Source organism: Streptomyces sp. NPDC056161 (assembly GCF_042268025.1).
Classification (GTDB): domain Bacteria; phylum Actinomycetota; class Actinomycetes; order Streptomycetales; family Streptomycetaceae; genus Streptomyces.
Genome location: NZ_JBHJUV010000048.1, coordinates 1 through 12,582, shown reverse-complemented (window position 1 = coordinate 12,582; position 12,582 = coordinate 1). Strand labels below are relative to the sequence as shown.

General features: G+C 71.9%; 10 protein-coding genes and 1 pseudogene. 7 read left to right on the top strand and 4 right to left on the bottom strand.

Annotated elements, in window-relative coordinates:
• Positions 1-8 precede the first annotated feature (8 nt).
• On the bottom strand, positions 9-2,756 hold the full coding sequence (locus ACFC09_RS34150) for a sugar-binding domain-containing protein (RefSeq protein ID WP_376534762.1): 2,748 nt from the start codon (positions 2,754-2,756) through the stop codon (positions 9-11).
• Between the two features lie 344 nt (positions 2,757-3,100).
• A complete protein-coding gene (locus ACFC09_RS34145) occupies positions 3,101-4,282 on the bottom strand; it encodes an ROK family protein (RefSeq protein ID WP_376534760.1) in 1,182 nt (393 codons plus the stop codon).
• Between the two features lie 175 nt (positions 4,283-4,457).
• Here ACFC09_RS34145 and ACFC09_RS34140 point away from each other — a divergent pair, with 175 nt between their 5' ends.
• Positions 4,458-5,912: an APC family permease gene (locus tag ACFC09_RS34140; RefSeq protein WP_376534758.1), complete on the top strand. Its 1,455-nt coding sequence runs from the start codon at positions 4,458-4,460 to the stop codon at positions 5,910-5,912.
• Positions 5,913-6,031: 119 nt separating this feature from the next.
• Positions 6,032-6,799: an ArsR/SmtB family transcription factor gene (locus ACFC09_RS34135; protein ID WP_376534838.1), complete on the top strand. Its 768-nt coding sequence runs from the start codon at positions 6,032-6,034 to the stop codon at positions 6,797-6,799.
• Between the two features lie 69 nt (positions 6,800-6,868).
• On the opposite strand, the gene ACFC09_RS34130 is transcribed toward ACFC09_RS34135, so the two are convergent.
• A complete protein-coding gene (locus ACFC09_RS34130; RefSeq protein WP_376534756.1) occupies positions 6,869-7,330 on the bottom strand; it encodes an SPW repeat protein in 462 nt (153 codons plus the stop codon).
• Positions 7,331-7,884: 554 nt separating this feature from the next.
• Between ACFC09_RS34130 and ACFC09_RS34125 the strand changes: the two genes are divergently transcribed.
• The 4 genes from ACFC09_RS34125 (at position 7,885) to ACFC09_RS34110 (ending at position 10,939) form a co-directional block, all read left to right on the top strand.
• Complete coding sequence (locus ACFC09_RS34125; protein ID WP_376534754.1) at positions 7,885-8,052, top strand: hypothetical protein; 168 nt, start codon at positions 7,885-7,887, stop codon at positions 8,050-8,052.
• Between the two features lie 493 nt (positions 8,053-8,545).
• Positions 8,546-8,632, top strand: a complete 87-nt coding sequence (locus tag ACFC09_RS34120; RefSeq protein ID WP_376534836.1) for a putative leader peptide — start codon at positions 8,546-8,548, stop codon at positions 8,630-8,632.
• Positions 8,633-9,136: 504 nt separating this feature from the next.
• On the top strand, positions 9,137-9,691 hold the full coding sequence (ssuE, locus tag ACFC09_RS34115) for an NADPH-dependent FMN reductase (RefSeq protein ID WP_376534752.1): 555 nt from the start codon (positions 9,137-9,139) through the stop codon (positions 9,689-9,691).
• 105 nt (positions 9,692-9,796) lie between these two features.
• Positions 9,797-10,939 carry an LLM class flavin-dependent oxidoreductase gene (locus tag ACFC09_RS34110; RefSeq protein WP_376534750.1) on the top strand — a complete coding sequence of 381 codons (1,143 nt, stop codon included), beginning with the start codon at positions 9,797-9,799 and terminating at the stop codon, positions 10,937-10,939.
• Between the two features lie 148 nt (positions 10,940-11,087).
• Here ACFC09_RS34110 and ACFC09_RS34105 read toward each other — a convergent pair whose 3' ends face one another.
• Positions 11,088-12,152: an acyl-CoA dehydrogenase family protein gene (locus ACFC09_RS34105; protein WP_376534748.1), complete on the bottom strand. Its 1,065-nt coding sequence runs from the start codon at positions 12,150-12,152 to the stop codon at positions 11,088-11,090.
• A 239-nt stretch (positions 12,153-12,391) separates the two neighbouring features.
• Between ACFC09_RS34105 and ACFC09_RS34100 the strand changes: the two are divergent.
• Positions 12,392-12,582 (top strand): annotated as a pseudogene (locus ACFC09_RS34100) (chitinase); the annotation flags it as partial.

Here is a 12,582-nt window from a genome sequence, read left to right as displayed (position 1 = left end):
CGGCTCGGTCAGCGTGCCGCCACCGTCCGCTCGGGCGTGTTCCAGCCGGAGACGCGCACCCGCGGTGCCGCGCCGCGCAGGTCGGCCGTTCGGTAGACGGCGGTCAGCGTCGTCGTCTCGCCCGGCCACAGGGTGACCTGGTTGTCGGACCAGCGCACCGGCAGCACCGGCGTGCCCGCGGCGTCGACGAGGTGGACGTCCGTCAGCAGCGACGGCGTCCGGCCGCGCCCCGCGTTGCGCAGCGTCACCGTCGTGGTCGACGTGCCGCCCGACGACACCGTGGCCGCCCGCGCGGACACCGGTGCCGGGGCCATGCGGCCGAGGCCCGTCAGATCGGCGTAGCTCGTGGTCGGTGTGTGGTACCAGTCGGTGCGGTTCCAGTCGAGGGTGTCCGGCCGGGTGGACAGCCAGTACACGTTCCGGCTCACCTCGTGGCCCGCCGCGTCGGTGAGCAGGAGCCGGACCAGATACGTCGTCGGCAGACCGCGCACCGACCGGGGCAGGGTGAGCGCCGTGACGTGCGCCCCGTCACCGGGCGCGGTCACCCCGTGCACGGTCCGGTCGAACTTCGCCGTGCCGTCGGTGCCGAACAGCGTGGCCCGCGCGGTGAGGGGTCCGGCCGTGGTGTGCCGGTTGTTGACGACGACGACCGTGCGGTCGTCGTACGAGTACTGGATGTGCAGCGGCTCGCCCGCCTTCTTCGCACCGAAGTAGGACCCGCCCTGGTCGAGGAAACGGTCCGTCAGCTGCCAGTGCAGGGAGGTCCAGCCGCTGTTGAACATCCAGTAGACCAGCCCGGTCGCGGGCTTCGCGGCGTCCGTGGCGTTGCGGGCGTACGCCTCGAACTGGGCGCGCACGTTCTCGTACTGCAGGAGCTGCGCCTTGCGCACGTAGTCGGCGAGGCCGGCCGGGGCGCCGTAGCGGCCGGCGAGGGCGGCGTCGTGGATCCGGAGGGTACCGAACGTCTCCGACGGGGAGCGGTGGTACTGCCGGGCGTCCGGATCCCGCCAGAGGGCGTCCGACTCGGCCGGTGTCAGCATCCGGCGCAGGGTGTCACGGGTGGGGATGTCCGGGCCCGCGCTGGTCTCGGAGTTGAAGCCGGTGGCCCCGCCCTCGCGCTTGGCGTACCAGTAGCCGGGCGGCACCCAGTCGTAGGGCCCGGTCATCTTCATGCCCGAACGGCCGAGCTTCGGAGAGGACTTGTCGGCGGCGGCGGGTACCACGGGTACCGGCCAGTCGGCGGCCCGCAGGGCGTCCAGATAGTTCCGTTCGATCGTGGCGTCGGGTGCGGCGTCGCTGCCGATCAGGAAGGAGAGCACGCTCGGGTGGTTGCGCAGCCGGGCGGCCTCGGCGGCCATCGAGGCCCGTGCGACCGCGTGGTCGGCGGCGCTCCACCGCTCCCCGGACCCGTCGCTGTTGGTCTGGCCCTCCCACTTGTCGCAGCACTCCCAGCCCGGCAGCGTGAGGACGCCGTGGCGGTCGGCCAGGTCGAAGAACTCGTCGGGCTCGATGTGGCCTTCCAGGCGGATGGTGTTCAGCCCCAGGTCGAGGGCGTACTTGAGCCGGTCCTCGGCGTACGTCCTGTCCCAGCGCAGGAATTCGTCGGGCGACCAGCCGCCGCCCTTGATCAGCAGCCTGCGCCCGTTGACCTGGTACTGGCGGGCGCCGTCGGCGTTCAGGGGGGCCCGGACGTCGCGGATGCCGAAGGCCGTGTGCGCAGTGTCCGAGGCGGAGGCGGAGACGGAGGCGGTCAGATCGAGGTCGTACAGGGGCTGTCCGCCCAGTCCGGCCGGCCACCACACCCGGGGCGAGGCCAGGTGCAGAGCGGGGACGTCGGCGGGGGTGAAGGTGACCGTCTTCGTCTGGTGCGCGGCGAGCGGTACGGTCCTGCGCAGGGCGGTCCCGGCGACGCCGCCGGAGACCTCGGCCGTGACGGGCGCGTCGGAGTCGTTGCGGACCTGCGCCTCGACGGTGAGGTCGGCGGTGGCCAGCGAGGGCACGTCCAGCCGGGTCAGCACGTGCGCGTCGCGCAGCGCGACCGGGCCGCCGCGGCGGACCAGCACGTCGCGCACGATGCCCATGTTCGCGTCGGGCGGCGGCTGGAGCCAGTCCAGCCATCCCATGGTGAGGTGCTTCTTCGGGTCGTTGGGCAGGACACGGAAGGCGACCGTGTTGGTGCCGGCGCGCACCAGCGGTGTGAGGTCCAGCTCGTGGTGGGTGTAGGCGCCGCTGACGTCCGTCGCCGCGGCCACCCGCCGGCCGTTCACGTAGACGTCCGCCGCCGAGATCACTCCGCTGAAGTCGAGGTAGGTGCGCCGGGAGGGGTCGGTGACGGTGAGGTCCGTGCGGTACCACCACGGGACCCGGAAGTCCGCCTCGGGGATCTTCCGCTGGTTGGTCGAGAAGAACGGGTCGGGATACCTGCCGTCGGCGAGCAGCGCGGCGAGCACCGTCGAGCGGGGGCCCGCGGGGTGCCAGCCGGTCACCGGGTAGCCGGGGGAGGAGACGGCCCCGGGGGAGTCGGTCACCTTCGCCGTGGACTGGATCGCGTAGCCGGACAGCGGGGTGGCCGTGCCGGCCGTCGCCGGGACCCGGGTCACCGCCACGGGGCCTTTCGCCGGGGAGGGATCCCGGGGCCCGGCCCAGGCGCCGGTGGCCAGGGTGCAGAGCAGGCCGAGGGCCAGGAGGGAAGTGGTGGGGCGGCGTCTGGCGGCGGGGCGAGGAAACCGAGGAAACGGAGGAAACCGAGGAAACACTGCGTCTCCAGCCTCGTAAAGTTAGGAAACTTTACTAACCCGGGTCAAGCTAGAGCGCGGGGAAGGCCGTGTCAATCATCGTGCGGTCGTGTTCATCAGGGGTGCGCTCGTGTCCGTCAAGGGCAGTCGTGTTCATCGGGCGTGCGGTCGTGTTCAACGGGGGTGCGCCGGCGTTCCTCGGGAGTGTTCTTCGGGGGTGCGGTCGTGTCTGTCGGGGTGCGGGGCCGCGCCGACGACCCTGGGGCCGTGCCGATGACCGCCGGCGGGCGTCCCGATCGCTGACCGGCCGTGCCCATCTCCGCACTGGCCAGGTCAACGACCCTGCGCGGCGAGGGACGTGGGCGTCACCCGGTCGACCTGCGGTCGAACACCAGCTCCCGCGCCGTGTCCAGTGCCGTGGCCACCGCGCCCAGCAGGACCGCGTCCTCGCCGAGTCGGCTCGCCGCGATCCGCGGCCGCAGCGGGGTGAGCGTGCGCAACTGCTCCCGCACCGGCCGCAGCAGCAGGTCCACGCTGTGCCCCACGCCGCCGCCCACCACCACCAGATCCGGGTCCAACACCGCGGCGGCCGCCGCCACGGTGTGCGCGATCCGCTCGCCTTCGAGGCGGACCGCCCGGACCGCAGCGGGGTTCTGCTGCCGCGCCGCGTCGAAGACGGACTTCGCGGTGAGTCGGCCGCTCATCCCGAATTGCCGTGCCGCCTCGACCACGGCCACCCCCGAGACCGCGTCCTCCAGCCGCTCCGGCTGCCGCTGTCCCTGCCAGGGCAGGAAACCTATCTCGCCGGCCAGCCCGTGCGCCCCCGTGAACAGCCGCCCGCCGCTCACCACTCCCATGCCGAGGCCCGTGCCGACGAGGATGTACGCGAACAGCCGACTGCCCGCGCCGACCCCGTACGTGTACTCGCCCAGCGCCGCCAGATTCGCGTCGTTGTGCACCTCCAGGGGGACACCCAGTTCCTCGCCCATCCGGTCGAACAGCCCCGCGCGTCCCCACCCGGGCAGATGCATGGCGTACCGCACCCGGCGCTGCTTCGCGTCGTACACGCCGGGCGTGCCCACCACCGCGTGCACCACCTCGGCCGGGTCGACCCCGGAGCCGGCCACGACCTGGCGGGCGGTGGCGACGACGAGGTCGGCCATGGCGGCCGAGCCGCGGGCCCGGTTGCGCACATCGGTCCGGGCCACCACCGTGCCGTCCAGGTCGGCCACCGCCACCCGCAGCCAGCCGCGTCCGACGTCCACGCCGAGGACGTGGCCCGCGGTCGGGTCGGCGGCGTACAGGACGGCGGTGCGGCCCCGTTCGGGCGCGTGGGTGCCGACCTCGTGGACGAGTCCCGCCGCCGCCAGTGCGGCCAGCGCGCTGGAGACCGTCGGCTTGGACAGCCCGGTCTGACGGGCCAGTTGGGCGCGTGACGCCGCGCCGAGGGCGCGCAGCCGGTCCAGCAGCAGCCGCTCGTTGGTGCTGCGCAGCCGCTGCCGGTTCCAGGGCTGGTTCTGCTGCTCCGTCACGTCGCTGGCGGCCATCCGACCATTCTCATGCATTTCTGACGCGTACTTGACGCATCTAGTAAGGCTCCTTAACTTTGTCGGCCATCCGGCCCGTCGGGCGCAACTACCCCGTCTCCGCGTGCACCTTCCCCTCCCCGTCCGCACCTCCCGTGTCCGCGTGCACCTCTCCGTGTCTGCGTCAGGAGTCCCCATGCCCGGTAGTCCCTCACCCGAGGGCGGTTTCGTCCGCCGCGTCGGACTGTTCCAGGCCACTGCCATCAACATGAGTCAGATGTGCGGCATCGGCCCGTTCGTGACGATCCCGCTGATGGTCGGCGCGTTCGGCGGCCCCCAGGCGGTGATCGGATTCGCCGCGGGCGCGGTGCTGGCCCTGTGCGACGGACTCGTGTGGGCCGAACTGGGCGCGGCGCTGCCCGGCTCCGGCGGCAGCTACGTCTATCTGCGTCAGGCGTTCCAGTACCGCACCGGCCGGCTGATGCCGTTCCTGTTCGTGTGGACCGCGATGATCTTCATCCCGCTGATCATGTCCACCGGTGTGGTCGGCTTCGTCCAGTACCTCGGCTATCTCGTCCCGGATCTGGGGCAGACACCGGGCGACCTGATCGGGCTCGGGGTCATCGCCCTGGTCGTCCTCCTGCTGTGGCGCGGGATCGAGCACATCGCCCGGATCACCGCCGTGATGTGGACGGTGATGATCGCTTCAGTGCTGCTGGTGATCGTCGCGGCGGCCACGGACTTCAGCCCGCACCTCGCCTTCACCTACCCCGCGCACGCCTTCGACCTGACGAGCAACCACTTCTGGCTCGGCTTCGCCGCCGGACTGACCATCGGCATCTACGACTACCTCGGCTACAACACCACCGCCTACATGGGGGCCGAACTCAAGGAGCCCGGCCGTACGCTGCCACGCTCGGTCCTCTTCTCCATCCTCGGCATCATGGCGATCTACCTGCTCCTCCAGATCGGCACCCTCGGGGTCATCGACTGGCACCGCATGACCGACCCGCACGACATCGCCGCCACCTCGGTGGCCTCGGCGGTGCTGGAGGAGACCTGGGGCAAGGGCGCCGCCGACACCGTGACCGTGCTGATCCTCATCACCGCGTTCGCCTCGGTGTTCGCCGGTCTCCTCGGCGGTTCTCGCGTGCCCTACGACGCCGCCCGCGACCGCGTCTTCTTCCGCCCGTACGCGCGGCTGCACCCCCGGCACCGCTTCCCGACGCTGGGTCTGGCGACGATGGGTGTGATCACCGGGGTCGGCTTCCTGATCGGCCGCCACACGGACCTCGCCACCCTCATCCAACTCCTGACGACCGTCATGGTCATCGTCCAGGCGCTGGCCCAGATCGTGGCCCTGACGGTGCTGCGCAGGCGTCAGCCGGCCCTGCGCCGCCCGTACCGCATGTGGCTCTACCCCCTGCCCGGCATCGTGGCGCTGATCGGCTGGTGCGTGATCTACGGGTACGCCGACCGGAACTCGCCGGGCCGCCACCCCATCGAGTGGTCCCTGGCCTGGCTCGCGCTGGGCTGTGTGGCCTTCCTGGTGTGGGCGCGGCTGGAGCGGGTGTGGCCCTTCGGGGGCAAGGAGATCAGCGAGGAGTATCTCTCGGCGCCGGCCACCGACACGACGCCCAGCAGGGCCTGAACAGCGGCGTTGCTCACCGGCGGATCCGGCAGGCCGGTCCGGCAGGCGGATGCGGCGGGGTTGACATGCAGGTGATTGCCTGCATAACGTCGAGTGTGCGATCAGAGGGCGACACCGGTGTGGACAAGGTCTTCAAGGCACTGGCCGACGGGACGCGCAGACGGCTGCTCGACCGGCTGCACGAGGCGAACGGACAGACGCTCGGCGAACTGTGCGAACACATCGACATGACACGTCAGTCGGTGACCCAGCACCTGGCCCTCCTGGAGGAAGCCAACCTGATCGGCACGGTGCGGCGGGGGCGGGAGAAGCTGCACTACCTCAACCCCGTGCCGCTCCACGAGATCCAGGAGCGGTGGATCGACAAGTTCGAGCGCCCGCGCCTGCGCGCGCTCGGCGCCCTGAAGCGACGAGCCGAGGAAGCCATGAGCGACAAGCCGAGCTATGTGTACGTCATCTACATCGAGAGCACGCCCGAGACGGTCTGGGACACGCTCACCGACGCCGATCTCACCGCCGGGTACTGGGGGCACAGCAACGTCTCCGACTGGCGGCCGGGATCCCGCTGGGAGCACGTGCGCACCGACGGCTCCGGCGTCGCCGACGTGGTCGGCACCGTGGAGATCAGTGAGCGCCCGACACGGCTGGTGACGACCTGGGCCGCCCCGGAGGACGCGGACCGGCCCGAGCGGCATTCCCGGGTCACCTTCGACATCCAGCCGCACGCGGACATCGTCAAGCTCACCGTCACCCATGAAAACCTGGGTGGGGAGGACGAGCTGCGCGACGTGTCCGCCGGCTGGCCCGCGGTGCTCTCCAACCTCAAGTCCCTCATCGAGACCGGCAGTCCGCTGCCGCAGGAGCCGTGGCTGGTGCCGGGTCACTGAGCGGGCGCGGCGGGGCCGTCCGGCTGCTGCCGGACGGCTCCCGCCTCCCGAAGGCGCTTCACGGCGCCGCTACAGCGTGTGTGGCCTGTCCTGCATCTGCGGCCTGTCCTGCATCCTGGGCGTGCTCTTCTTCGCCGCCTTCGCCGACGCTCCGGCGCAGAGCAGCCCGAGGGCCACGGCCAGCCCGCCTATGACGACGTTGTTCGCAATGACGCCCGCGTCCGGGTGGCTGCCGACGATCCACGGCGCGATGATCATCCAGACTCCCAGGGCGCACAGGCCCCAGCTCAGGCCGTACATGCGTTCCGGTGCCCTGGTGAACCCCAGGGCCAGCAGCCCGATCGCGATCCCGATGATCAGGTTGTGCACCGCGAGGGCGGGCTGGCTGGTCGTGTAGTGGACTATCCAAGGGGACGCCGCGCAGTACAGACCGAGCAGGAACAGTGGTCCGTCCATCAGTGCCACATCGCGACCGCCGAGCATGCGGGCGTAGCGCTCCCGCATTTCGGAGACATCTGGGTGGCTCGTCATGTCACCTCTGGTGTGCGAGACATCACCTCTGGTGTGCGAGACATCGGCCATGATCCGTCTCCTTCGTGACTGGCAGGCTTGACTGCGTCTGATGTGATGTGCGGTAGAGAGCCGCTTATACGCATTCTCCCCTTATTTGACCCTTATGTGTAGTGGAGCCGACTAGGGTGGCCGGTCACGGCGGATCGATCTTGCGCAGGCCGGCCGCGGCCGGACCCGTGCGGGCCCGCGGCGCCCGCCACCGTCCGGCCGACTCCTGCCGTCAACTCGGGGTCGGCGCCCGCCCCGTGGCGAAGGACCGGGCCCGCGGTCGGCCCGGGACCGCCCGGCGAGAGGTCTCGCCGCGCCTGCCCGACGGCACCGGCACCTGCCCGCGCGCCCTCTCGCCGCCGATTGCCGCGATGCCCCGGAGACGTTGCCGTACGGGCCCCGCGCTACCGGACCCCCCACGCGGCGGTCCCTCGTCCGGGGGACAGTCGGACATGGTCGTGTCCGTCCGGGGCAGACGCAGCACAAGGGCGTCGACCGTCCTGGAACGAGAGGTGACTGCCGCTATGAGTGCGAAGGTGTTGGAGCGCTTTCCGGCCGGAGCCCCGCGTGGGTCGTGGCCGGCGGAGGAGTACGCGGCACGGCGGCGGGCCCAGGGTGAGCCCGCGACCGTGGTGATGGACCTGGAGTCGGACGCCTTTCTCGTCGTGGTGCCGACGGGCGACGAGGACTGACTGACCGGGCGACAAGGGCTGACCGGGCGAGGGAAGGCCGGCCGGGCGGCGACGCCGGTCGGCCGAGCGACCCGGCCGCGGTGTGCGGCAGGCACGGCCGCCCCTCGGACGCTTCGTCCCGCCCGGGAGCGGGCGCACATGAGGGGGGCGTCACCTGCCTCGACCGGCCCACCGTGTTCGGGAGGAACAGCTGTGCGGGGCGGGGGTGCTCAGCCCACGAGGGCTCGTCCTGGCCCGAACGCCGCATTCGGACCCTCCTGTTCGCACGGCCGGAGAAGGCGGGCGCATTCCCGTTATTTTCGTTCCTGTTCCTGTTCCTGTTCCTGTTCCTGTTCCTGTTCCTGTTTTCTGTTCTGGCTCCGGCTCCGGCTCCGATTCTGCTTCCGGTTCAAGGGTTTCTCTGTCACAGCTTCGTGAAATTCCGAGGTCCGCGATACGAGACCCGTCGGGTGCTTCTTGACTGCCCTCACCGGCGACTGTCACGATCGGGAGTATGAAGATGCGACTGGACCTCACGCGGCGACGCCACGTCGACCTCGCGCGCGTCTCCAGCGCCTCCTGTTGCCCCGCGGCAGCCTGATCCCCGTACCGGTCCGCCGCGCTTCGCGCGCGCCGCATCCGTCTTCGCCCCGCCCCCTGGCACGACGTCGTGCCCTGCCGTCCGGCACCGCCTGAATTCCCGTCTGCTTCCGCCTGCCGGATCCGGCGCCCGAAAGAATTCCGCAACGGGAGTTCCGCAGGCCCCAAGCGCCCCCGGAATCCATGCCTGCGCGTGATCCGGACCGACGACCACCCCGAACTCATCGTGGAACGCCACGGGTTGTACGGCTCAAACGCACATCCCAGCCCCTCCTCGAACCCAAGCTGCTCGGCACCCCCGAAACGCCCACACCCACACCTGTATCCGTACCCACACCCCGCACGCCCCGGCCGCCCGCGAGCGGCACGGGACCGCCCGGTCCTGGGGGCCGTACGGCACGGACCCACCCGGTACTCCTGACCGCTCGGCCCGAGGCGTCCGTCGCGAGCGGACCCTCCGGACCCGGAACAGCGGACCCCCGGACCAAGAAAAAAGAGGGACCCCATGGCCACCGTCCTGTCCGTCTCCGGCAGCCCGTCCGCCTCATCCCGTACCGGCCGGCTGCTGCGCCACCTGGACCAGCGGCTGATCGCCCAGGGCCACGAGGTGATCCCGCTCGATGTGCGCACCATCCCCGCCGAGGCACTGCTCGGCGCCGACGTGCGCCACCCCGCGATCGTCGAGGCCGCCCGGCTGTTCGACCGGGTCGACGGGGTCGTCGTCGGCACGCCGGTCTACAAGGCCGCCTACTCCGGCGTCCTCAAGGCGCTGCTGGACCTGCTGCCGCAGTACGCGCTCGCCGGCAAGACGGTGCTGCCGCTCGCCACCGGCGGCACCACCGCCCATGTGCTCGCCATCGACTACGCGCTCCGCCCCGTCCTGGCCTCCATGGGGGCCGGGCACATAGTCCAGGGCTGGTTCACCCTCGACAAGGACATCACCGTGCACGAGGACGGCTCGCTGACCGTCGCACCCAACGCCGCCGGGGCCCTGACCCAGGTCGTCGACCAGTTCTCGGCCGCCCTGGGCCACACCCCGCTCCTCGCGGCGGCGGGCTGAGCACGACGGCCGTCCCTGTGTTCACCGACGGCCGCTACGTGCCGGGCGGCACCCGGCCGCCACGCCGCGGCCCGCTCTGACGGTCACTCGCGATCGGAGACCCACGTGTCCCTCACCTTCCACTGGTTCCTGCCCACCAACGGCGACAGCCGGCATGTCGTCGGCGGCGGCCACGGCCCTCCTGTGACCGCCTCCGGCCGGGACCGGCCACCGACCGTCGGCTACCTGAGCCAGATCGCCCGCGCCGCCGAGGACCTCGGTTTCGTCGGCGCGCTCACCCCGACCGGCGCCTGGTGCGAGGACGCGTGGCTGACCACGGCGATGGTGAGCCGGCACACCGAGCGGCTGAAGTTCCTGGTGGCCTTCCGCCCGGGTTTCGTCTCGCCGACGCTCGCCGCGCAGATGGCCTCCACCTTCCAGCGGCAGTCCGGCGGGCGGCTGCTGCTGAACGTCGTCACCGGCGGCGAGAGCCATGAACAACGGGCCTACGGGGACTTCCTCGACAAGGACGCCCGGTACCGCCGGACCGGTGAATTCCTGCGGATCGTACGGGAGTTGTGGGAGGGCAGGACCGTCGACCTGCACGGCGAGCACCTTCGCGTCGAGGACGCGCGGCTGACCCGGCTGCCCGATCCGGTGCCCGAGGTGTACTTCGGCGGGTCCTCGCCGATCGCCGGTGAGGTCGCGGCCGAGCACGTCGACGTGTATCTGACGTGGGGCGAGCCGCCCGCGCAGGTCGCGGCGAAGATCGAGCGGATCAGGGGACTGGCGGCGGCCCGGGGCCGCACCCTCCGCTTCGGCATCCGGCTGCACGTGATCACCCGGGACACCTCCGGGCAGGCATGGGCCGAGGCGGACCGGCTGCTCGCCGGTTTCGACCCCGAGACCGTACGGTCCGTGCAGGCGGGCCTCGCCCGCAGTGAGTCCGAGGGCCAGCGGCGCATGCTCGCGCTGCACGGCGGCGGCCGCGACGGACTGGAGATCCACCCGAACCTGTGGGCGGGGATCGGGCTGGTGCGCGGCGGGGCGGGGACGGCCCTGGTGGGCAGCCACGACGAGGTCGCCGACCGGATCGAGGAGTACCACGACCTCGGCATCGACGAGTTCGTACTGTCCGGGTACCCGCACCTGGAGGAGGCGTACTGGTTCGGCGAGGGCGTCCTGCCCAGGCTGGCCGCCCGGGGCCGGTGGCGGCACCCGGCCGAGCACCCGCGGTTCTCCTCGTCCCCGGTGCCGTCCACGAGGTGAGCCGGCTGCGGCGCGCCTCGGCGGAACGCGCGCTCATGGCCGGGTCCGCTGTCGGCCCGCGCGTTCAAGGCAAGGTCCGCCGCTGGAGCGTGTGCGCACAGCCGGGGCCGCCGCAGGCCCGTGCCGGTCCCCGTCAGTGCGGTCCCCGTCAGTGCGGTCCGCTCGCGAGGGCGTGCAGATGGGCCCGGCGTGATTCCGCCGTCTGGCCCTGGACCAGGAGGAACAGGGCCTCGCGGGCCAGCCGTTGGGCGGGCGAGGAGAGCGACAGCGCGCGCCCGCCGCCGGCGGCGACCGCCGCGGTGGTGGCCGCGCGCAGCACCTCGTACGCCTCGGCCCGCACCGTCAGCCGCTCCTCGGGGCGTGCGGCCGGCCGTTCCCCGGCGTGCTGCTGCGGTGCGGGCAGATCGGCAAGGGCGTAGGCCCGGCCGCGCACCTCGGACAGCCGGGCCCGCAGAGGTGCCGCCGTGTCCTCGTCGAGCAGGGCGAGCGCCGCCTCCGCGACGCCGAACACCGCCGGGCTGGTGTTCAGCGTCTTCGGCCGGTCGGTCGCGGCCCAGTCCGGGTACGGCAGCCGCAGGGCCACCGCCTCGTCCGGCAGCCACAGGCCGGTCAGCTCCAGCGACACCGTGCGGGACGCGGTCAGCGCCGCCAGGCGCAGCGGCGCGGACGCCCGCAGACCCGGCTGCTCCCGGGCCTCGGCGAAGGCGAACAGCGCCTCGCCGGCGTCGGTCACCCCGGCCAGCAGCATGACGTCGTTGAGCCCCCACCCGGTGTACCAGGGGACGGTTCCCGCGAACCGCCAGCCGTCGCCCTCCCGCGTCACCCGCACCGGGGTGCGCGCATGGGACCGCAGATGGGCGTAGGCCACCCCGGACAGCAGTTCGCCGCGGGCGAGCGGGCCCAACAGGCGTTCACGCACCGGGAGTTCGCTGTTCGCCAGGGTGAGCACGGGCGTGTGGTGCTGGGTCTGCACGAACCACGTCGAGCAGCACGCCCCGGCCAGGATCTCCGCGGTCCGCCGGGCGACGGCCGCCGGCGCCGCCGCACCTCCGTACGCCACCGGCGCGCTCACCCCGAGCAGCCCCGACGCCTTGATCGCCGCGATGTGGGCCGCGGGCACTTCCTCCTGGTCGACGCGTTCCGCCGCGGGGGCGAGCAACTCGTCCGCGAGACGGCGGGCGCGGGCGACGAGCGGGTGCGCTGCGTTGGTCATGGCGGGAATTCTCCCGATCCGGTGGAGCGTGGGGCGCAAGCGGGGGGTCTGCCGGGTGTTCGGTCCGTGACGCGTGCCGGTTCCGCCGTCGCGGCGGACCGGTCCGGACCGGACTCCTCCGCACTTGACTGGTCTAAACCCTTGACTGGTACAGACCAAGGCGGTTGAGTGTGCCTCCACCCCCCACCACGGCCGTGCCCTTCGCGGGGTACGGCCGTGCTCCGCAGAGGAGTTGATTCATGTTCAGGCGTCGTATCGCCGCGCTCCTGGCCTCGCTCGCGCTCGGAGCCGCCGCCCTGGTGTTCCAGTCGGCCCCCACCGCCTCCGCCGCGAGTTTCGTGGTCAGTGAGGCGCAGTTCAACCAGATGTTCCCGAGCCGGAACTCGTTCTACACCTACAGCGGGCTGACCGCCGCGCTCAGCGCCTACCC

Coding starts and splice junctions, on each gene's coding strand:
- ACFC09_RS34120 (WP_376534836.1), top strand. CDS start 8,546: ATGAAGATGCGACTGGACCTCACGCGGCGACGCCACGTCGACCTCGCG.
- ssuE (WP_376534752.1), top strand. CDS start 9,137: ATGGCCACCGTCCTGTCCGTCTCCGGCAGCCCGTCCGCCTCATCCCGT.
- ACFC09_RS34130 (WP_376534756.1), bottom strand. CDS start 7,330: ATGACGAGCCACCCAGATGTCTCCGAAATGCGGGAGCGCTACGCCCGC.
- ACFC09_RS34145 (WP_376534760.1), bottom strand. CDS start 4,282: ATGGCCGCCAGCGACGTGACGGAGCAGCAGAACCAGCCCTGGAACCGG.
- ACFC09_RS34140 (WP_376534758.1), top strand. CDS start 4,458: ATGCCCGGTAGTCCCTCACCCGAGGGCGGTTTCGTCCGCCGCGTCGGA.
- ACFC09_RS34105 (WP_376534748.1), bottom strand. CDS start 12,152: ATGACCAACGCAGCGCACCCGCTCGTCGCCCGCGCCCGCCGTCTCGCG.
- ACFC09_RS34125 (WP_376534754.1), top strand. CDS start 7,885: ATGAGTGCGAAGGTGTTGGAGCGCTTTCCGGCCGGAGCCCCGCGTGGG.